The 19776-nt window shown below is 67.7% G+C and carries 21 protein-coding genes; 11 read left to right on the forward strand and 10 right to left on the reverse strand.

Going from position 1 to position 19776, the window contains the following annotated elements; translation table 11 throughout:
• Nucleotides 1-93: 93 nt before the first annotated feature.
• Nucleotides 94-738, reverse strand: coding sequence for a TetR/AcrR family transcriptional regulator (locus AWC31_RS27385; protein WP_067854484.1), 645 nt, complete (start codon nucleotides 736-738; stop codon nucleotides 94-96).
• 107 nt (nucleotides 739-845) lie between these two features.
• Here AWC31_RS27385 and AWC31_RS27390 point away from each other — a divergent pair, with 107 nt between their 5' ends.
• Genes AWC31_RS27390 through AWC31_RS27400 form a run of 3 tightly spaced genes read left to right on the forward strand, consistent with a single transcriptional unit; the run spans nucleotide 846 to nucleotide 3453 of the window.
• Nucleotides 846-2642, forward strand: a complete 1797-nt coding sequence (locus AWC31_RS27390) for a bifunctional sugar phosphate isomerase/epimerase/4-hydroxyphenylpyruvate dioxygenase family protein (RefSeq protein WP_085147381.1) — start codon at nucleotides 846-848, stop codon at nucleotides 2640-2642.
• The gene (gene aroQ / locus AWC31_RS27395; protein WP_085147230.1) at nucleotides 2639-3079 is read left to right on the forward strand and encodes a type II 3-dehydroquinate dehydratase; all 441 of its coding nucleotides are present in this window, start codon (nucleotides 2639-2641) and stop codon (nucleotides 3077-3079) included. Before AWC31_RS27390 ends, aroQ begins: the two co-directional genes overlap by 4 nt.
• Nucleotides 3076-3453 (forward strand): hypothetical protein, encoded by a 378-nt coding sequence (locus AWC31_RS27400; protein ID WP_085147232.1) that lies wholly within the window; start codon nucleotides 3076-3078, stop codon nucleotides 3451-3453. The genes aroQ and AWC31_RS27400 overlap by 4 nt, the downstream gene beginning before the upstream one ends.
• On the opposite strand, the gene AWC31_RS27405 is transcribed toward AWC31_RS27400, so the two are convergent.
• Nucleotides 3437-4288 (reverse strand): helix-turn-helix transcriptional regulator, encoded by an 852-nt coding sequence (locus AWC31_RS27405; RefSeq protein ID WP_085147234.1) that lies wholly within the window; start codon nucleotides 4286-4288, stop codon nucleotides 3437-3439. The genes AWC31_RS27400 and AWC31_RS27405 overlap by 17 nt on opposite strands.
• An 84-nt stretch (nucleotides 4289-4372) precedes the next feature.
• On the opposite strand from AWC31_RS27405, the gene ilvD reads away from it, so the two are divergent.
• Complete coding sequence (gene ilvD / locus AWC31_RS27410) at nucleotides 4373-6262, forward strand: dihydroxy-acid dehydratase (RefSeq protein ID WP_085147383.1); 1890 nt, start codon at nucleotides 4373-4375, stop codon at nucleotides 6260-6262.
• Here the strand turns inward: ilvD and AWC31_RS27415 are convergent.
• The 3 genes from AWC31_RS27415 to AWC31_RS27425 are packed head-to-tail and all read right to left on the reverse strand — an operon-like array spanning nucleotide 6259 to nucleotide 8434.
• Nucleotides 6259-6738 (reverse strand): GNAT family N-acetyltransferase, encoded by a 480-nt coding sequence (locus tag AWC31_RS27415; protein ID WP_085147236.1) that lies wholly within the window; start codon nucleotides 6736-6738, stop codon nucleotides 6259-6261. The two genes, ilvD and AWC31_RS27415, sit on opposite strands and share 4 nt — an antisense overlap.
• Complete coding sequence (locus AWC31_RS27420; protein ID WP_085147238.1) at nucleotides 6735-7826, reverse strand: isochorismate synthase; 1092 nt, start codon at nucleotides 7824-7826, stop codon at nucleotides 6735-6737. Before AWC31_RS27420 ends, AWC31_RS27415 begins: the two co-directional genes overlap by 4 nt.
• The gene (locus AWC31_RS27425) at nucleotides 7823-8434 is read right to left on the reverse strand and encodes an acid phosphatase (protein WP_085147240.1); all 612 of its coding nucleotides are present in this window, start codon (nucleotides 8432-8434) and stop codon (nucleotides 7823-7825) included. Before AWC31_RS27425 ends, AWC31_RS27420 begins: the two co-directional genes overlap by 4 nt.
• Nucleotides 8435-8462: 28 nt before the next feature.
• Here AWC31_RS27425 and AWC31_RS27430 point away from each other — a divergent pair, with 28 nt between their 5' ends.
• Entirely contained in the window at nucleotides 8463-9290 is an 828-nt protein-coding gene (locus AWC31_RS27430) for a ParA family protein (RefSeq protein WP_207626443.1), read from the forward strand.
• Nucleotides 9291-9344: 54 nt separating this feature from the next.
• Nucleotides 9345-10430 (forward strand): MerR family transcriptional regulator, encoded by a 1086-nt coding sequence (locus AWC31_RS27435; RefSeq protein ID WP_085147243.1) that lies wholly within the window; start codon nucleotides 9345-9347, stop codon nucleotides 10428-10430.
• A gap of 11 nt (nucleotides 10431-10441) precedes the next feature.
• Here the strand turns inward: AWC31_RS27435 and AWC31_RS27440 are convergent, their stop codons facing one another.
• Genes AWC31_RS27440 through AWC31_RS38180 form a run of 3 tightly spaced genes read right to left on the reverse strand, consistent with a single transcriptional unit; the run spans nucleotide 10442 to nucleotide 13359 of the window.
• Nucleotides 10442-11659, reverse strand: coding sequence for an Rv3212 family protein (locus tag AWC31_RS27440; protein WP_085147245.1), 1218 nt, complete (start codon nucleotides 11657-11659; stop codon nucleotides 10442-10444).
• Between the two features lie 18 nt (nucleotides 11660-11677).
• Nucleotides 11678-13204, reverse strand: coding sequence for a DEAD/DEAH box helicase (locus AWC31_RS27445; protein WP_067854457.1), 1527 nt, complete (start codon nucleotides 13202-13204; stop codon nucleotides 11678-11680).
• A 32-nt stretch (nucleotides 13205-13236) separates the two neighbouring features.
• Entirely contained in the window at nucleotides 13237-13359 is a 123-nt protein-coding gene (locus AWC31_RS38180; RefSeq protein ID WP_264051909.1) for a hypothetical protein, read from the reverse strand.
• A gap of 158 nt (nucleotides 13360-13517) precedes the next feature.
• Here AWC31_RS38180 and AWC31_RS27450 point away from each other — a divergent pair, with 158 nt between their 5' ends.
• Nucleotides 13518-14216: a ferritin-like fold-containing protein gene (locus tag AWC31_RS27450; RefSeq protein ID WP_067854454.1), complete on the forward strand. Its 699-nt coding sequence runs from the start codon at nucleotides 13518-13520 to the stop codon at nucleotides 14214-14216.
• Nucleotides 14217-14225: 9 nt separating this feature from the next.
• Here the strand turns inward: AWC31_RS27450 and AWC31_RS27455 are convergent, their stop codons facing one another.
• Complete coding sequence (locus AWC31_RS27455; RefSeq protein WP_085147247.1) at nucleotides 14226-15020, reverse strand: MmpS family transport accessory protein; 795 nt, start codon at nucleotides 15018-15020, stop codon at nucleotides 14226-14228.
• 242 nt (nucleotides 15021-15262) lie between these two features.
• Between AWC31_RS27455 and AWC31_RS27460 the strand changes: the two genes are divergently transcribed.
• The gene (locus tag AWC31_RS27460) at nucleotides 15263-15514 is read left to right on the forward strand and encodes a DUF3107 domain-containing protein (RefSeq protein ID WP_067854448.1); all 252 of its coding nucleotides are present in this window, start codon (nucleotides 15263-15265) and stop codon (nucleotides 15512-15514) included.
• A 4-nt stretch (nucleotides 15515-15518) separates the two neighbouring features.
• On the opposite strand, the gene AWC31_RS27465 is transcribed toward AWC31_RS27460, so the two are convergent.
• Complete coding sequence (locus AWC31_RS27465) at nucleotides 15519-16178, reverse strand: HTH-type transcriptional activator FasR (RefSeq protein ID WP_067854445.1); 660 nt, start codon at nucleotides 16176-16178, stop codon at nucleotides 15519-15521.
• 218 nt (nucleotides 16179-16396) lie between these two features.
• Here AWC31_RS27465 and AWC31_RS27470 point away from each other — a divergent pair, with 218 nt between their 5' ends.
• The 3 genes from AWC31_RS27470 (at nucleotide 16397) to AWC31_RS27480 (ending at nucleotide 19623) form a co-directional block, all read left to right on the forward strand.
• Nucleotides 16397-17434 (forward strand): DUF3152 domain-containing protein, encoded by a 1038-nt coding sequence (locus AWC31_RS27470; RefSeq protein WP_067854442.1) that lies wholly within the window; start codon nucleotides 16397-16399, stop codon nucleotides 17432-17434.
• Nucleotides 17435-17553: 119 nt separating this feature from the next.
• Nucleotides 17554-18732 (forward strand): adenylyltransferase/sulfurtransferase MoeZ, encoded by a 1179-nt coding sequence (gene moeZ / locus AWC31_RS27475; RefSeq protein ID WP_110775301.1) that lies wholly within the window; start codon nucleotides 17554-17556, stop codon nucleotides 18730-18732.
• Nucleotides 18733-18768: 36 nt separating this feature from the next.
• Nucleotides 18769-19623 carry a TIGR02569 family protein gene (locus AWC31_RS27480; protein ID WP_067854440.1) on the forward strand — a complete coding sequence of 285 codons (855 nt, stop codon included), beginning with the start codon at nucleotides 18769-18771 and terminating at the stop codon, nucleotides 19621-19623.
• Nucleotides 19624-19776 lie beyond the last annotated feature (153 nt).

The raw sequence follows: 19776 nt of genomic DNA on the forward strand, positions 1-19776 counted from the left end.
CTTAATGTACGAACTAGTACGTTCGCAAAGTAGAGCACTGTGTTGCGCGTCGCGTCAAGAGGCGGATGTGAGGTGGCTCTCGCCGAGGCGCTGTTACGGCCGGCTGGTGAGCCAGCCGACCACCATGTCGCCGAGCATGCGACGCAGGTGAGCGCGCTGCGACGTCTCGGTGAGGTCGACGTCGAAGAGGTAACCGAAGGTGTAGCGGTTGGCGACCTGGAACACGCAGTACGAGCTGATCACCAGGTGCACGTCGAGCGCGTCGACGTCGTCGCGGAACACGCCCGCTTCACGCCCGTCGCGCAGGATCTCGTCGAGCAGTGACGTCGCGGGCCGGGAGAGGTCCGGGAGTTCGCGCAACTGCCGGATGAACTCGCCGCGATGGATGTTCTCGATGGACACCAGCCGGATGAACGCGTCGTGGGCGATGTGGTGGTCGAACGTCACCTCGGCGAGCCTGCGGATCGCGATCACGGGATTGGCGTGATCGACGCGCAACCGCTGCTCAGCAGCGCGGATGCCGCGGTAGGCGTTTTCCAGGACGGCAAGATACAGCTGCTCCTTGCCGCCGAAGTAGTAGTAGATCATCCGCTTCGTCGTGCGGGTGCGCTCGGCGATCTCGTCGACGCGCGCCCCTGAGTATCCGGATTCGGCGAACACCTCGGTGGCCACCTCCAGCAGCTCCGCCCGCGTGCGTTCGGCATCGCGTTGCAGTTCGGCTTTCGGCTTGGCGGCCATGTCGGCAGAGCTTACTGGGGCGGGCGTCCATGCCTGCGCAACTCTTCCGCCTCAATTAACCATTTGGTACATTGAGGTCGGTAGTGGCCCCCGTCACAGGAGGAATGATGAAGACGTCGATCGCCACGGTCTCGCTGTCCGGATCGCTCGTCGAAAAACTGCACGCCTGTGCCGACGCCGGATTCGACGGCGTGGAGATCTTCGAACCCGACCTGATCGCCAGCGAGCACTCGCCCGAGGAGATCCGGCATCTCGCACACCGCCTCGGGCTGTCGCTCGACCTCTATCAGCCGCTGCGCGATCTTGAGGGGGTCGACGAGGTGACCTTCGCCGACAACCTGCGCCGCGCCGGTGCCACGTTTGCGACGGCGCAGCGCCTCGGCATCGACACCGTGCTCGTCTGCAGCAACGTCGCGACCGCCAGCGTCGACTCCGATGAGGTCTCCGCCGGCCAACTGCGCCGCATCGGCGATCTGGCCGCCACCTACGGCATCCGCATCGCGTTCGAGGCGCTGGCCTGGGGCCGGTTCATCGACGACTACCGCCGGGCCTGGCGGATCGTGCAGCTCGCCGACCACCCGGCGGTGGGAATCTGCCTCGACAGCTTCCATGTGCTGTCCCGAGGGCACGATCCGGCGGCGATCGCCGACATCGACGGACGAAAGATCTTCTACCTGCAGCTCGCCGATGCCCCGGCACTCAACATGGACGTGTTGTCCTGGAGCCGCCACCACCGGCTGTTCCCTGGTGAAGGCGCCTTCGACTTGGCCGAGTTCGTCCAGTACACCCTCGACACCGGCTACACCGGCCCGCTGTCGCTTGAGGTCTTCAACGACACCTTCCGCCAAACCGACCCGGGCCACACCGCCGTGCACGCGTTGCGGTCGCTGCTGTGGTTGCGTGACCAGGTGTCGTCGACGCTCACCGACGCCAAACCTCCCACCGCCTTCGACTTCGTCGAGATCAAAGCCGAAGACACCAGCGAGGTCGAGGTCCTGCTCGGCCAACTCGGCTTCACGCCGCGCGGCAGGCACCGTACCAAGCCGGTGTCGCTGTGGTCGGCCGGCGGAGCGCGCGTCGTGCTCAACGAGCAGCAGGCGCGCGACGAGGTGCCGCACGTCGCCGCCGTCGGCCTTCAGGTTCCCGACGCCGACGCGACCTCCAAACGGGCCGCCGAGCTGATGGCGCCCGTGGCCTACCGGCGCACGTTCGCGGCCGAGCAGCCGTTCGGCGGTGCGGTTGCTCCCGACGGCACCGGTTTCTTCTGGGTCACCGAGCCGGCCGGCGACGGAATCCCCGCTTGGGTCGCGGAATTCGAACGCGGCCTGCCGGAAGCGGGCCCGAGCTTCGTCAGCGTGATCGACCACGTGAACCTGACCCAGCCGTGGCAGACCGCCGAGGACGCGAGGCTGTTTCTGACGAGCGTGTTCGGCATGACTGCCGACGCGCCTGCCGACGTGCCGGGCCCGACCGGCTTGGTCCGCAGCCAGGTGATGCGCAATGCGGACTCGTCGGTGCGGTTGCCGCTCAACGTCGCCCCGCACATCCTCGACGGTGCCGGCCTGCCGCAGCACATCGCGTTCGCCTGTTCGGACGTCGTCGCGCTGGCTCGTGCCGCCGCGGCCGCCGGACTGGTGTTCCTGACGGTGCCGGACAACTACTACGACTACCTGTCGGGACGGTTCGGCCTGCCCGACGACACCGTTGCCGAGCTGCGCGAGCTCAACCTGCTCTACGACCGCAGCCCTGACGGGGGACATTTCATCCACTTCTACACCCGCACGGTCGGCACGGTGTTCTTCGAGTTCGTCCAGCGGTTCGGGGGATACGACGGCTACGGCACCGACAACGCGCCGGTACGCCTTGCCGCGCAGCGCGGTGGCGTCGGTACCGTACGCATGTGACCGATCGCCGCCTGCTGCTCGTCAACGGACCGAACCTCAACCTGCTCGGCACCAGGCAGCCCGAGATCTACGGCTCCACCACGCTCGCCGACATCGAACACGCGGTGACCGAGCTGGCCGCCGAACTCGGGTTCGACGTGCGCGCGGTGCAGAGCAACCACGAGGGCGAGCTGATCGACGCGATCCACGCCGCCCGCACCGACTGCGCGGGCATCATCATCAATCCCGGTGCCTACAGCCACACGTCGGTCGCGATCCCGGACGCCTTGACCGCCGTGGAGCGACCGGTTGTCGAAGTGCACCTGAGCAACATCCACCGTCGCGAGGCGTTCCGCCACCACTCGTATGTGTCGGCGGTGGCCGAAGTGGTGATCGCGGGCGCCGGTGCGGCCGGATACGAGTACGCGGTGCGCTACCTCGCGGGGCGGGTGTCGTGATCCAGCCGCCAGCGGTCAGGTACGCCGGTTTCCTGACCGCCGCGGAAGGGGTGGCGGCGCTCGTGATGGCCGTCGTGCTTGTGGTGCGCGCGGTCGGCGGGGCCGACCAGCACATCGTCAGCGGCTACGGAACCGCGATCTGGTTCGTGCTCATCGGCGGCGGTGTGCTCGCGGGCGGCTGGGCGCTGATCACCGGACGGCGGTGGGGTCGCGGCATCGCGGTGCTCACCAACCTGCTGTTGTTGCCCGTCGCCTGGTACGTCGTCACCTCGCATCACATCGTCTACGGCGTGCTGGTCGGCCTGTTGGCGGTGGTGACGCTGGGCCTGCTGTTCAGTCCGTCGGCGGTGGAGTGGCTCACGAGCCGCGACTGACTGGCCGGCCGTCGGCAAGCCGGCCGAGCTGTTCGGCGGCCCGAGCCGTCGCCGGTGTGTACACCACGATGTTGAGGTCCGGGAAATCGGCAGGCGACAGCCGGTGGTATTCCAGATCCATCTCACCGGTCACCGCATGGCGGAACCGCCGGACGCGGGTCTGGAATCCCTCGATCCTGTGGTCGTCCCACGTCCCTTCGAACTCGGGGCTTGCTGTGCGTAACCGGTCGAGCAGCCGCGTGACGGGGCCGTCATGGAGCCTGGCGCCGTTCTGCATTCGATACTCCGAGACGAACCGTCGGCTTTCGACGTCCCAGTCCGGCATCAGTTCCTTGATCGACGGGTCGGTGAACACCAGCCACAACAGGTTTCGCTCGTCGGCGGGCACCGACTGCACCCGCGGATAGAGCGCTGCGTAGGCGGGATTCCAGGCGACGATGCCCCAGTCCGGATCGATCGCGAATGCGGGGGAGGATCCGAAGGCGTTCAGAAGTCGTTGGATGTGCTCGGGTGGCTCGCCGGGAGCCGGGAGGTTCTGATGTGTGCCGCCGGACGAAAATCCGGCCAGCGAAAGCAGATACGCCTGATCGGTCGGTGACAGGGCGAGGGCGCTGCCGATCGCCTCCAGCACCTGCCGCGACGGATTGATGTCGCGGCCCTGCTCCAGCCAGGTGTACCAGGTGACACTGATCGAGGACAGATAGGCGACTTCTTCATGGCGCAAACCGGTCTGGCGTCCGCGGATCGGTGGCAAGCCGTGTTGGGCTCGGTCGACGGATTCGCGGCGGACCCGCAGGAACCCGCCGAGTTCGCGGCGAGCAGCCTCGTTGGGCATCAACCGATTCTAGAACCTGGTACTGCCAGTACTAGTGCCAAGAGCGTCTTCGCCGATTTCGTTCCGACGGCCACGATGGCTGTCATGCCGGAACTCAGATCCAGAACCATCACCCATGGCCGCAACATGGCAGGCGCCCGCGCGCTGCTGCGTGCCGCAGGCGTATCCGCGAGCGACTTCGGCAAGCCCATCGTTGCGATCGCCAACAGCTTCACCGAGTTCGTCCCGGGCCACACGCATCTGGCGCCGGTCGGGCGCGTGGTCAGCGAGGCCGTATCCGCCGCGGGGGGTATCCCGCGCGAGTTCAACACGATTGCCGTCGACGACGGTATCGCGATGGGGCACGGCGGCATGCTGTACTCGCTGCCGTCGCGCGACCTCATCGCCGATTCGGTCGAATACATGGTGAACGCGCACTGCGCCGATGCCCTGGTGTGTATCTCGAACTGCGACAAGATCACTCCGGGCATGCTGATGGCGGCCCTGCGGCTCGACGTGCCCACCGTTTTCGTGTCGGGCGGGCCGATGGAGGGTGGCACCGCGACCCTGGTCGACGGCACCGTGCGGACCCGGCTCAACCTGGTCTCGGCCATGTCGGATGCGGTGGCCGCCGACGTCTCCGACGCCGACATCGGCCGCATCGAAGAGGCCGCGTGCCCGACGTGCGGGTCGTGCTCGGGCATGTTCACCGCCAACTCGATGAACTGCCTGACCGAGGCAATCGGTCTGGCACTGCCCGGTAATGGCAGCACCTTGGCCACCCACACGGCACGTGGTCGTCTGTACGAGCAGGCGGGTGCTGTCGTCGTGGAACTTGCGCGGCGCTATTACGACGAGGACGACGCGCGGGTGTTGCCGCGCAGCATCGCCTCGCGCGCGGCGTTCTCCAATGCGATGGCCGTGGACATCGCGATGGGCGGGTCGACCAACACGATCCTGCATCTGCTGGCCGCGGCACACGAGGCCGAGGTCGATTTCACGTTGGCCGACATCGAGGCGATGTCGAAGCGGATTCCGTGTATCTGCAAGGTCGCTCCGAACGGCGATTACCTGATGGAAGACGTGCACCGGGCGGGTGGGATACCGGCGGTGATGGGCGAGTTGTTGCGCGCCGGGTTGCTCGACACCGGTGTGCGGTCGATTCACGCCGATTCGCTGGTCGACTGGCTGAGCGCATGGGATGTGCGCAGCCCGGCGGTTTCGGCGCAGGCCGTCGACCTCTTCTACGCCGCGCCCGGCGGACAACGTTCGAGCACGGCGTTCTCGCAGTCGTGCCGGTGGGAAAGCCTCGATCTCGACGCGGTGTCGGGATGCATCCGCGACGTCGCCCACGCCTACTCCGCGGACGGCGGACTGGCGATCTTGCGCGGCAACCTCGCCGAGGACGGCTGCGTGGTGAAGACCGCGGGCGTCGACGCCTCGATCCTGCGGTTCAGCGGCCCGGCCGTTGTCGTCGAGTCCCAGGAGGAAGCCCAGGAGGTCATCCTGTCCGGTCGGGTGCAGGCGGGCGATGTGCTCGTCGTCCGCTACGAAGGACCTCGTGGTGGGCCGGGTATGCAGGAAATGCTGTATCCCACTTCCTATTTGAAAGCCGTGGGGCTCGGCAAGGCGTGCGCATTGATCACTGATGGCCGCTTCTCGGGCGGATCGTCGGGTCTGTCCATCGGGCACGTGTCACCCGAAGCGGCGGCCGGCGGCACGATCGCCCTCATCGAGAACGGCGACATCATCGACATCGACATCCCTGCCCGCAGCATCGAACTTCGCGTCGAGGCAACGGAACTCGACGAGCGTCGACGCCGCCTGCAAGACAGTGGCGGGTTCTGGCCCAAAGATCGGGATCGGCGTGTCTCGCCGGCACTACGGGCCTATGCCGCGATGGCGTTGTCGGCCGACAAGGGTGCCGTGCGCGACGTGTCGATGCTCGAGGCGGCGAGCCGGACGCTCCCGTCGGCCGTTGCCGTCGGCCCCTAGCCTTCGGCGAGCGCGGTCAGCTCGGTGCCCGAGACGCGGTAGGTGGTCCACTCGGTCTGCGGTTTGCCGCCGACCGCGTCGTAGAGCGCGATGGCGTTGACGTTCCAGTTGAGCACGGCCCATTGCAGCCGCGAGTATCCGTTCGTCACGCATTCTCGGGCCAACGTGGACAACAATTTCCGGGCCAGACCGCGCCGCCGGAACGCCGGCCGCACATACAGATCCTCGAGATAGATGCCCGCCACGCCATCCCACGTCGAGAAATTGAGGAACCACACCGCGGTGGCGGCAACCTGCCCGTCGACCTCGACCATGTGCGCGTAGGCAACCGGCTGGTCGCCGAAAAGCGCGTTCTGCATGTGCTTTTCGGTGACGGTGCACTCGTCGCTGGCGCGTTCGAACTCGGCGAGTTCGTGGATCATCGCGGTGATCTCGACCTCGTCGCCGGGCTGTGCCCGGCGGATCAGCTCGGTCATGCTGTTGCCCCCAGTCCAGTCAGGATGGTCCGGAACTTCGTCGTGGTCTCGGCGACTTCGTCGTCCGGATCGGATTCGGCGACGATACCGCCGCCGGCGTGCGCCACTGCGGTGCGGCGATCGGCCGACAACACCGCGCAGCGGATCGACACCACCCAGCGGCCGTCGCCACGACTGTCGCACCAGCCGACGGCCCCCGCGTAAAAGCCCCGATCGCCCTCGATCTCGCCGATCAGTGCGGCGGCCGAATCGGCAGGCACCCCGCCGACCGCGGGTGTGGGATGCAGCGCCATCGCGAGATCGATTGCGGTCGTGTTCTTTTCCCGCAGGCGCCCGCGGATGGGCGTGCTGAGATGCCACAGCGCGTCGGTGCCGTGCAGGTCGGGTTCGGCGGCGATCTGCAGGTCGACACACAACGGGTCGAGGGCCTTGCGCATGACGTCGACCACGAGCTGGTGTTCGTGACGGTTCTTCGCCGAGGCGGCGAGCGCGACGGCGTTGGCCCGGTCGGTCTCCGGATCGGCCGCGCGCGGCGCAGAACCCGCGAACGGTTGGCAGATCACCAGTTCGCCCTCCCGGGCGACGAGCAGCTCCGGGCTGGCGCCGACCAACGCGGTGCCGGAGTGCGGTCCGCCGGCCGGGGTCAGGTCCGTCAGATACACCGTGGCGGCCGGGTCGGCATCGGCGAGCCTGCGCAGTACGGCGCGCGGGTCCCAGGCTGACCGAGCCGTCAGCCGCAAAGCCCGCGCCAGCACCACCTTGTCCAGCGCGGTCTGGGGGTCACGCAGACGTCGCACGGCTTCGGCGACGCGCTCGCGATGCACCGCGCTCGGCGGCACCGTCTCGCGGCCGAGCAGCTCAGGAGCCGGGCCCGTGGCCCAGTGGGGTAGGGCGTCCTCGAAGCGGACGGCGTCCGGTTCGTGCAGCGCCGCGGCAGTCGACAAGTCGAATGGCAACGCGCCCAACACAATTGACGCCGCCCCCGACCGCAACGCGGCCTGCGCCGCGGCGATCTCGGCGTACGGCGTCCGGATTCCGTCGGCGATCACCGTGCCGGACGGGCCGGCCAGGACGAAGGACGGGGTCATTGTGGAAGGCACGGGTTGGGATGGGCGGTCAGGCCCAGGGCGGTGATCTGGCGGACCCCGTGCTCGAACCCGCACACCGCGATCGACGCGGGCACCATCGAGACCCGGATACCGTCGGCGACCGGCAACTCCACCCAGCGGGTCAGCATTGCGCGGGAGAAATGACCATGTCCGACGAACACCACGTCGCGGGTTTCCATATGGCTCAGCGCGAGGGCCACGGCACGGTCGGCGCGATCACTCACGTCCGCGACGCTCTCCCCGCCGGGGCAGCCGTGTGTCCACACCAGCCAATCCGGCTCGGTCTCGCGAATCTGCGGGGTGGTCAGGCCTTCGTAATCGCCGTAGTCCCACTCCGCCAGCAGCGGGTCGATCTCATCGACCGTCAGCCCGGCGAGTTCGGCCGTGACCAGCGCGCGGTGGCGCGGGCTGCTGACCACCAAAGGATCGTGCAGCTGCAGCTCGGCGAGGGCCTCGGCGGCCAACTTGGCCTGGTAACGGCCGGTGTCGGTGAGGTCCAGGTCGGTGCGCCCGGTGTGTCTTCCGCTGGCGGACCACTCGGTCTCACCATGCCGAAGCAACATAAGGCGGTGCTGCGTGGCGCTCACACCGGCGATTCTGCCGCACGTCGGGCCGATGCCGCGCAGAGCGTGCTTGGATGAACATGTGACGCGAGTATTAGCGGTCGCCAATCAAAAGGGTGGGGTAGCCAAGACGACGACAGTGGCGTCGCTGGGTGCGGCGATTGCGGAGAAAGGCCGGCGCGTGCTGCTGGTCGACCTGGATCCGCAGGGCTGTCTGACGTTCTCGCTGGGGCAGGACCCGGACAAACTGCCGGTGTCGGTGCACGAGGTGCTGCTCGGCGAGGTCGAGCCGAGTGCGGCGCTCGTCGCGACAGACGAGGGCATGACACTGCTGCCTGCCAACATCGACCTGGCCGGCGCCGAGGCCATGCTGTTGATGCGGGCCGGGCGGGAGTACGCCCTCAAACGGGCGCTGGCCAAACTCGAATCCGACTTCGACGTGGTGATCATCGACTGTCCGCCGTCGCTTGGGGTGCTGACCCTCAACGGATTGACGGCTGCGCACGACGTGATCGTGCCGCTGCAGTGCGAGACGCTGGCCCATCGGGGTGTCGGCCAGTTCCTGCGGACGATCTCCGACGTCCAGCAGATCACCAACGCCGACCTGAAACTGCTCGGCGCGCTGCCGACGCTCTACGATTCGCGCACCACCCACAGCCGTGACGTGCTGCTCGATGTGGCGGACCGGTACGAGCTGCCGGTGCTGGCCCCGCCGATCCCGCGCACCGTGCGGTTCGCCGAGGCAAGCGCATCTGGCTCGTCGGTACTGGCCGGACGCAAGACCAAGGGCGCGCTGGCCTATCGCGAACTCGCAGAGGCGCTGCTCAAGCACTGGAAGTCCGGCAAGAAATTGCCGACCTTCACCCCCGAGGTGGGGTAGCGCGCCAGGCGCGTCCTTGACCTTGCCCTACGGGCAGCCGCAATCCTTGGCGGCATGAACGAGGAACTGCTGAGCATCGGGGAGTTCGCAGCCAAGTGTGGTCTGTCGGCGAAGATGCTGCGGTCATACGCGGCGATGGGGGTTCTGGTTCCCGCCGCCGTCGATGAGCTGACCGGCTATCGCTATTACAGCCGCCACCAGATGGCAGAGGCCCGTATTGTCGCGCTGTTGCGTCAGGCGCACGTGCCGGTGGCCGAGATCGAGGCGTACCTCCGGGAGCCGAATGAACCGCAAATCGCCGCATGGCTGGCCGCATTGGATGCCGAATACGACACGCGCCGCATGGCGCTCGGTACGGTCGGCGCGGAGCTGGCCACACGACCCGCTCCGGTGGTGGCGCACCGCCGGGCGCAACCTGACGACGAGAGGACGTTTCTGATGGCATCGGTTGTCGCGGCAGCCACCGCCTCCGACCAGGGTCCGGTGCGAGAGAGCAACCAGGATGCCGTGCTTGCCGACGGCATCCTCTATGCGGTTGCCGACGGCTTCGGTGTCTGCGGTGAACACGCCAGCCGCATCGCGCTCGAAGTGCTCGCCGCCGGGTTCGCTGCCGCCCCGGACCGGGCCGGGCTGATCGAGGCCGTGCAGCAGGCCAACCAGCAGGTGTGGGATTTCGTCACCGGAGACGGCGCCGTATCCGGTGCCACGCTGACCGCGGTCGCGCTCTTCGGATCCGAGCACGGTGGCCCGCTGGCCGTCAACATCGGTGACTCGCCGCTGCACCTGATCCGTGACGGGCGGATGGACCAGCTCACCGACGACCACAGCGTGGCGGGCGAATTGGTGCGAGCCGGTGAGATCACCCGCGATGAGGCACGCTCGCACCCGCAGCGGCATCTGCTCACCCGGGCGCTCGGCATCGGCCCGCACATCCAGCCTGATCTGCTCGACATCGACTGCCGCCCCGGCGACCGGTTGCTCATCAGCACCGACGGCCTGTTCGCGGCCGCCGCGGACGCGGCGATCGTCGACGCCGCGGCCACGGCCGGGCCCGAGGCGGCCGTACGCCGCCTCGTCGACGTCGCCAACGACGCAGGCGGCCATGACAACACCACCGTCGTCGTCATCGACATCGGTTGAGCCGCAAGCCTTTACGCAGCGCCGAGCGCCACGAGTTCGGTGCCGCGCTGCTCGAGCACGGTGGAGCCGGCCACCGCGGGCACGACCGGTGACACGCTGGGCTCCCTGGCCACCGCGATGTGCCGCTCACCCGTGCCGGTGGCCGGATCGAAGACGTCGTAGCCGTCGTCGACGGGGACCAGCAGGCGCCCGGCCATCAGTGTGGCCGGTCCGACCGGTACGTGCGGCCCCGACGGGGTGACGGTGAACTTGTAGCGCAAGCCACTGGCACTGAACACGAGCACCGAGTCGCCGGTCCACCAGGTGATCAGATCACCGGCCTTCGTGGTGGTCGACTGCGGTGCGGCCGGCTTCGCCAACAGCGTGCTGGCGACCGTCGCACCCGTCTCGTCGATGATGTTGACCGTCGGTCTCGGTGTCGGCACGTACACCGCCGTCGTGGTCTCCGACACCGCGATCACCTGCGCGCCGGAATCGTCGGTGACACCCGGCAGCTCGACGTAGCGCACCTCGGGGGTGTCCTCCTCGTCGGCCGGCCGCAGCAACGTCAGCCGCACGTCTTTCTGCTTCGGGCACGATTCCAGTACCGACACCGCCGACGAACTCGCGGCCGCCGAAAGCTTCCGGCACACCGGCGACGCCGGAACGTCCGGCTTGATCCGGGCGTCGAGCGCGCCGTAACTGAGCATCCGAACCATGTCGGAACGCCACAGCTCCAACCGGCTGTCGCCGGCCGACAACACCGTCACGCCGTCGGAGGCCAACCTGACCTCGGGATCGGAGTAACCGGAGCGGGCCGGCCCACGACGACCGGTCTTGCCGTCGATCGTGCTGACCTGCCCACAACCGCGGACGTCCGGATAGACCGCCACCGCGTACTGGTACACCGACGTCACACCGCACAACTCGACGTCACGCGCATAGCTCCACAACACCGCGCCGCTGACCGGATCGCGTCCATCGACGGTCCGGCCGTCACCGGTCACCACGGCGCCACCGGCGACGACCGGGGCGGTGGTCTTCGGGCTCGGCGTGGCCCACAGCTGTTGCAGGCCCGCGGGCACCTGGTCGGCCGGGGTCAGGTACGGCACCGGTGATGCCGCTGGTCGACTGATCGTCGCCCGCGCATCACTGGTCCACCAGATCAATCCGGCGGCGACGGCGACCACTACGACTATCGCCGCGGCCGCGACCATATCGCCGCGCGTGCGGCGTTCGGGTTTGACCATCGGGTGGTGAGTTTAGGGTCAGCCCGTGGTTGCTACCTGAGTGGCCGCTTCGGTCTTGCGCGGACGGCGCCGGCGCCGACGACGTCCGGCATGCGAGGCTTCGCCTGCGGTGTCGTCGGATTCGGCGACCGGCGCGGCGTCACCCTCGTCGGACGTGGCCGCACCCTCGACATGACCGGTGACGGGCTTGCCGCCGCGCGTGCGACGACGGGTGCGGTTCCTGGTCCTGGCCGGACGGTCCGCCGAGTCGGCCGACGACGAGATCCGCGTTTCCGAGCCGTCGGCGTCGTCACTGCGGCGCTTGGCGCCGGACCGGCGGGCTGCACCGACATTGCCGGTGGCGTCGGTCGGGATGCCGAGCTCCTCGTAGATGTGCGGCGAGCTCGAATACGTCTCGGCCGGGTCGGGGCAGCCGAGGTCCAGCGCCTTGTCGATCATCTCCCAGCGGGGCAGCTCGTCCCAGTCGACCAAGGTGATCGCGACGCCGGTCTTGCCGGCGCGGCCGGTGCGCCCGATGCGGTGCACATAGGCCTGCTCGTCTTCGGGGCACTGGTAGTTGATGACGTGCGTGACGTCGTCGATGTCGATACCGCGTGCCGCCACGTCGGTCGCGACGAGCACGTCCACCGCGCCCGTACGGAACGACTTCAGGGCCTTCTCCCTGGCACCCTGGCCCAGGTCGCCGTGCACCGCGTCGACCTTGAAGCCGCGTTCGGCCAGTTCGTCGGACACCTTCTGCGCGGTGCGCTTGGTACGCGTGAAGATCATCGTGGCGCCGCGGCCCTCGGCCTGCAGAATCCGGCTGACCAGCTCGGCCTTGTCCAGGGCGTGGGCCCGGTAGGCGAACTGCTCGGTGGTGTCGTGCGTGGCCGCCGAATGGGGCGCCTCGGCGCGGATGTGGGTCGGCTGGTTCATGAATGTGCGGGCCAGCGTGATGATCGGGTCGGGCATGGTCGCCGAGAAGAGCATCGACTGCCGGTCGTCGGGCGTGAGCCGCAGGATGCGCTCGATGTCGGGCAGGAAGCCGAGGTCGAGCATCTCGTCGGCCTCGTCGAGGACGAGCACCGAAAGCCCGCCGAGTTGGAGGTGACCCTGCTGGGCCAGGTCGAGCAGCCGTCCCGGGGTGCCGACGACGACGTCGACGCCTTTACGGAGCGCTTCGATCTGGGGCTCATAGGGCCGTCCGCCGTAGATCGACGTCACGGTGAACTTGCGGTCCGGTCCGGACAGGTACTTCGACGCGGCGGCCAGATCGTCGTAGACCTGCAGGCATAGCTCGCGGGTCGGTACCACGACCAGCGCCCGGGGCGTCCCCGTCAGCGGGCGGCTTTCGTCGGTCGAGACGCGGTGCAGCAGCGGAACGCCGAATGCGTAGGTCTTGCCCATACCGGTGCGGGCCTGGCCGATCAGATCGTCGCCGGCGAGCGCCAAGGGCAGGGTGAGTTCTTGGATGGCAAAGGGGTGTTCGATGCCGTTGTCGGCGAGTGCGCGGACTATTTCGTCGCGAACTCCGAGTTTGGCAAACGATGGATTGAGTTGAGTCATATGCGGTGGACGTAGCCTTTCACTGTCAAACCTCATGGGCATCCAGCGCGCACGAGTTCGACGATGAAACGGCCGGGTTCGCCGGGATACATCTCGTATCCGGTGGCGCTGCCGATCCGCTGGGCCCAGCTCTCATGGCGGGCCAACGCGTGCACGCGCATTTCCTGGTAGCGGTTCGTGCGGCCCAGAAACGACTCAGCATCGATCCAAAAGTCGGCCCGAAGCCGTTACCACATGCCATTGTAGCTGGTCGGGGTGATCACGCTGATTTGCCGGCACGTCGGCACGCCCCGCGGCGTCTAAAGTTGGCCCCATGAACGCGTCGCAGCCTGCCGCAGAACAGATCGTCGAATCGGTCACCACGGGCGTGACGGCCGACCATCCTGGCGTCAACGAGCTGTTCGCGGTGCTCGCGTACGGAGAGGTCGCGGCGTTCTACCGGCTCACCGAGGAGGCGCGGATGGCGCCCAATCTGCGCGGCCGGATCAACATGGCCAGCATGGCTGCTGCCGAGATGGGCCACTACGAGCTGTTGCGAGATGCGTTGGAGCGCAGGGGAGTTGATGTCGTCCCGGCGATGACGCGCTACGCCTCGGCGCTGGAGAACTACCACCGGATGACGACGCCGAGCACGTGGCTGGAGGCGTTGGTGAAGACCTACATCGGTGACGCGCTGGCAGCCGACTTCTATCTGGAGATCGCCGACGCGCTGCCCGACGAGGTGGCTTCGGTGGTGCGTGCGGTGCTGGCCGAGACCGGTCACTCGCAGTTCGTCGTCGCCGAGGTGCAGGCCGCGGTGACGGCCAGCGATCGCCAGCGGCACCGGCTCGCGCTGTGGGCGCGCCGGCTGCTGGGCGAGGCCGTCACCCAGGCCCAGTTCGTGCTCGCCGATCATGACGAGCTCGTCGACCTCGTCATGTCGAGCGGCGAGGGGCTGACGCAGCTGGCCGAGTTCTTCGGCCGGCTGCAGAACACCCACCACAACCGCATGCAGGAGCTCGGCCTGGCGTGATCGCCCGCGCTACTGCGTGCAGGTGGCGATCATGCTGTTGTTGGCCTGCTGCACCAGCACGGCGCCTGCGGCGTCGGTGATCGCGCAGTTGAGCTGACCGGCCACGCTCGTCGCGGTCACCGACTTGAGCTGCACACCCGGGTTGAGCACCACGGTCTTGGTCCACGGCAGCGCCACGTTGATGTCGGTCTGCAGCGCGCCCTGCGCGTCGGTGTAGACGATCGTCACCAGGTCGATCAGCTGGCGGTTGCCGGTCACCGTGTAGGTGATGGTGCGCGGGTCCGGTGGCGGCGGCGCGGCCTCGGCGGGCGGTGCGGCCGGTGCGGGTGCGGCGGTCGCCGTCGGCGCCGGCGCGCTCGGCGTCACCGTCGTCACGGTCTCGGGCGACAGCGGTCCGGTGGGTGCCGCGCGCGGCGGAACGGGCTTCGACGTCGCATCCTGCGGCGCGGTGGTCGCGGGCTGGCTGGTCTGCGGCGGTGCGGCCACGGTGGCCGACACCGAACCGCTGTCTCCGCCGCCGAGGATGACGACCGTGCAGATCACCGCCACGAGCAGGATCGCGCCGGCCACCCCGGCGACCCAGATCCAGCGCCGGTCGATCGACTCTTCGTAGAACTCGATGTCGTCGTCGTCAACGAAGTCGTCGTAGTTCTCGTAGTCACCTGCGTAGGCGCCGTAGTCGCTGCCGACGTAACCGGGGGAGCCCGGGTACGAGGTGTGCTCGCGGTAGCTTCCCGGCCCCTGCGGGCGTTCCCCGAAGCGTTCGGTCGGCGCGGTGTCATACGGCGAATAAGGCCTGGTCATGCGGCTATCCCAGTCGTCTCGTCCAATATCGCTGCTGATGCTATCGAGGCTGATGTGACAGATGAGGTTGAGCGCGGCGCGTGTCGATCACGGTCCGGACTCGGTTCGGTCGCCGAACATCACTGCCATATCGCGCGGCTTCGCTCACCGCGAACCGCCTGCGGCGGCAACTCACCGCGTCCGTCCACTAGCCTGCTGATGGACACGAAGTCCAAGAAGAGAGATAGAGAAGGGGTTCCAGCGTGGAGGTCAAGATCGGTGTCACGGACAGCCCGCGTGAGCTGACCTTCAACAGTGCGCAGACACCCAGCGAGGTGGAGCAGCTGGTCACCGACGCACTCGGCCAGGGTTCGGGTGTGCTCGCGCTGACCGACGAGAAGGGCCGTCGTTTCCTGGTGCAGACCGCCAGGATCGCCTATGTCGAGATCGGTGCCGCCGATGTGCGGCGGGTCGGATTCGGTATCGGCTCGGAGCCGGCCGGGGCTTCCGTCTGAGGTTCTAGGAGCGCGTGAGCGGCACGTGTGACAGTCCGCCCCAGGCGAACTGCACCGTGCCCTCAACGGCCGCATCCTTGTCGATCGGCCGCTCGTTGTTCAGCCAGTAGCGCGCCGAGTCGACGCTGATGGCAACCAGGCCGACCGCGATCATCCGGGCCCGATGGGCCTCGAGTCCCGAGTCACGGCTGATCAGGTCGAACACCGCATCGGTGCACGCTTCGGTGGCCACCTTCACCTGCGAGGCGACCTGCGGTTCGGTCACATAGTCGTTCTCGAAGATCAGCCGGTAGCCCTGGCTGTCATGTTCGATGAAATCGAAGAACGCCTCCACCGCGGCGCGAAGCCGTTGCCGGTTGTCGGTCGTGGTGCGCAGCGCCTGGCGCACGCCCGAGACCAGATTGTCGACGTGGCGTTGCAGCACGGCCAGGTAGAGCTCGAGCTTCGATGAAAAGTGTTGGTACAGAACAGGCTTGCTGACGCCCGCGCGTTCGGCGATCTCGTCCATGCCGGCCGCGTGGTACCCGCGGTCGACGAAAACCTCGCTCGCGGCGACCAGAAGCTGCCCCCGTCGTTCGTCGCGGGGCAGCCGGTTTCCACGTCGTCCACCACCGGTCGCCGGTTTCTCACCTCTCTTCTCGGCGGTGTTGGCGAGATCGCTCATCAAGTCCTCAATCTGTATTGCTCTGGCGCACTTGGACATGTTCGTCCAGGCGGCTCATCGCAACGACATTACTACCGTTGCGCCATACGTTGCGAAATGCCGGCGCCCAACCGCGCTGCGCGGGCGCGCGGCGACCGTTGTTTCGAATTGGCAGCGGCGTGGTTACGGACCAGATGCACAGGCGACAGATCCTCAGGTGGCTATGCCATCCTGGTTCGGTGACCTACGACCCGGGACATCGCGGGGGTGGCCGTGTCCCGGCGCTGCGCAACGAATGGCGGGAGCCGCTGCGCGCACAACGCGATCCGCTCGCGGTGGACTCGGGCCGCCCGCGGTCCAACCGCGACGAGCACCAGCACTGGCGCAAGCAGACGTGGATCGGGCGCTTCGTCTCCACCTACGGCTGGCGCGCCTACGCCCTCCCGGTGCTCATCGTGCTGACCGTGGTGGTCGTGTACCAGACGATCACGGGCACCAGTAGCTCGTCGCCCGCCCATGAGGCCGAAGGCCCCGTGCAGGGCCCACCGACCATCGACGCTGCCAGCACCGCGATCATCGGCGCCCCGCCCAAAGGCCTGACCCAGTTCGACGCCAACCTGCCCACCGGGATCCTGCCTGCGGGCGGGCCGTTCACCGAGGCAGGCGCCAGGACGTGGCACATCGTGCCGGGCACGACGCCGAAGGTGGGCGAGGGCACGACGAAGTCGTTCACTTACACCGTCGAGGTCGAGGACGGTCTGGACACCACGACCTTCGGCGGTGACGAAGGCTTCGCGCGGATGGTCAGCGAGACGCTGGCCAACCCCAAGAGCTGGACGCACAATGGCCTGTTCGCGTTCACTCGCATCGACGCCGGCAGCGGGATCGAGCCCGATTTCCGGGTGTCGCTGACCTCGCCCATCACGGTGCGCGAGGGCTGCGGTTACGACATCCAACTGGAGGCGTCCTGCTACAACCCGTCCTTCGACGGCAACCAGCCGCGGGTGTTCGTCAATGAGGCCCGCTGGGTGCGTGGCGCGGTGCCCTTCCAGGGTGACATCGGCTCCTACCGGCAATACCTCATCAACCACGAGGTCGGTCATGCCATCGGCTACCAGCGGCACGAGGCGTGTGCCGCGAACGGAGAGCTCGCGCCGATCATGATGCAGCAGACGTTTTCGACGTCCAACAACGACGCGGCGAAGTTCGACCCGGAAACCGTCCAGGCGGACGGGTTGACGTGCCGCTTCAATCCCTGGCCATACCCCATCGCCTAGCGGGCGTGCGCGCGGCTGCCGGAGTACGGGAAGTATGGCGGCCGGATTACCGTTGTGGTTACGAGCACCTGGGATCATGTAGTGACCACAAACTGAGGAGACGTGCGGTGTCCGCGAATTTGGATGTGTCGTTACCGCCGCTGGTTGAGCCGGCTGCCGAGCTGACCCGGGAAGAGGTGACCCGCTACAGCCGGCACCTGATCATCCCGGACGTCGGTGTGGACGGCCAGAAGCGGCTCAAGAACGCCAAGGTGCTGGTGATCGGTGCGGGCGGGCTCGGATCGCCCGCGTTGCTCTACCTGGCCGCGGCCGGGGTGGGCACTATCGGCATCGTCGAGTTCGACGTCGTCGACGAATCGAATCTGCAGCGCCAGATCATCCACGGCCAGTCCGACGTCGGGAAGTCCAAGGCGCAGAGCGCCAAGGAGTCGATCAACGAGATCAACCCGCTGGTGCGGGTCAATCTGCACGAGTTCCGGTTGGAGCCCGACAACGCCGTCGAACTGTTCAGCCAGTACGACCTGATCTTGGACGGCACCGACAACTTCGCGACCCGCTACCTGGTGAACGATGCCGCGGTGCTGGCAGGCAAGCCGTACGTGTGGGGTTCGATTTACCGGTTCGAGGGCCAGGTCTCGGTGTTCTGGGAGGACGCGCCCGACGGACTGGGTCTCAACTACCGCGATCTCTACCCCGAGCCGCCGCCCCCCGGCATGGTGCCGTCGTGCGCCGAGGGCGGCGTGCTGGGCATCCTGTGCGCATCGATCGCCTCTGTCATGGGCACCGAGGCCATCAAGCTCATCACCGGCATCGGGGAGCCGCTGCTGGGCCGGCTGATGGTCTACGACGCACTGGAGATGTCCTACCGCACCATCCGTATCCGCAAGGATCCGGCGACGCCGAAGATCACCGAGCTGATCGACTACGAGGCATTCTGCGGTGTGGTGTCGGACGAGGCGGCGGCCGCTGCGGCCGACTCGACGATCACGCCGCGCGAACTCCGGGAGCTGCTGGACTCCGGAAAGCCGTTGTCACTGATCGATGTCCGCGAGCCCGTCGAGTGGGACATCAATCACATCCAGGGTGCCGAGCTGATCCCGAAGCCGTCGTTCGAATCGGGCGACGCACTCGCCAAACTCCAGGTGGACCGCACCCCGGTGCTGTACTGCAAGACCGGTGTCCGGTCGGCTGAGGTGCTGGCCATCGTCAAGAAGGCCGGATTCTCCGACGCGGTGCATCTGCAGGGCGGCATTGTGGCGTGGGCCAAGCAGCTCGAGCCCGACATGGTCATGTACTGACGGCCGGTTTGCGGGCTCACACCTTAGGCTGAGCTTGTGACTGTGGAACGCCCGCCGGAACATGTGCTGGCGGCGTTCGGCCTTGCCGGGGTGCGCCCGGTACCGCTCGGCTCTAGCTGGGAGGGTGGCTGGCGCTGCGGCGAAGTTGTGCTGTCGATGGTTGCCGACCACGCCAGGGCGGCGTGGTCGGCCAAGGTCCGCGAAACCTTGTTCGTCGACGGAGTCCGGCTCGCCCGGCCGGTGCGCTCGACTGACGGCAGGTACGTGGTCGCCGGTTGGCGGGCCGACACCTACGTCGCCGGCACGCCCGAACCCCGCCATGACGAAGTGGTCTCGGCCGCGGTGCGATTGCACGAGGCCACCGCCAAACTCGAACGGCCCCGCTTCCTGACGCAGCCGCCGGTCGCGCCGTGGGCCGATGTCGACGTGTTCATCGCCGCCGACCGCGCGGCATGGGAAGACCGTCCGTTGCATTCGTTGCCGCCCGGCGCCAGGGTGTCGCCCGGCTCGGCCGACGGTCAACGCTCCGTCGAACTGATCAATCAGCTCGCCGGACTGCGCAGGCCGACCAAGAGCGCCAGTCAGCTGGTGCACGGAGATCTCTACGGCACAGTGCTTTTCGCTGGCACGGCGGCTCCTGGCATCACCGACATCACCCCGTACTGGCGCCCCGCGCCGTGGGCCGCTGGCGTCGTCGTGGTCGATGCGCTGTCCTGGGGCGATGCCGACGACGGACTCATCGAGCGGTGGGAATCGCTGCCGGAATGGCCGCAGATGCTGTTGCGGGCGTTGATGTTCCGGCTCGCCGTTCACGCCCTGCATCCCCGCTCCACCGCGGCGGCCTTTCCCGGGCTCGCCAGGACGGCGTCGCTGGTTCGGCTGGTGCTCTGACTTTTCCCGGCTGCCAATTGTCCGGTGGCGGAGCCGTGTCTGATGTGCGGTTGTGCGGTTTCATCCGCGACTCGCGGCTTGGATTCAAGCGGTGGCTGCAACGAATGTGGACGGGTCTGACAGTAGTCGGTGGAGTTCTTCGGCGGGGGTGCG

Origin of the sequence: Mycolicibacterium wolinskyi (assembly GCF_002101965.1) — a bacterium.
GTDB lineage: Bacteria > Actinomycetota > Actinomycetes > Mycobacteriales > Mycobacteriaceae > Mycobacterium > Mycobacterium wolinskyi.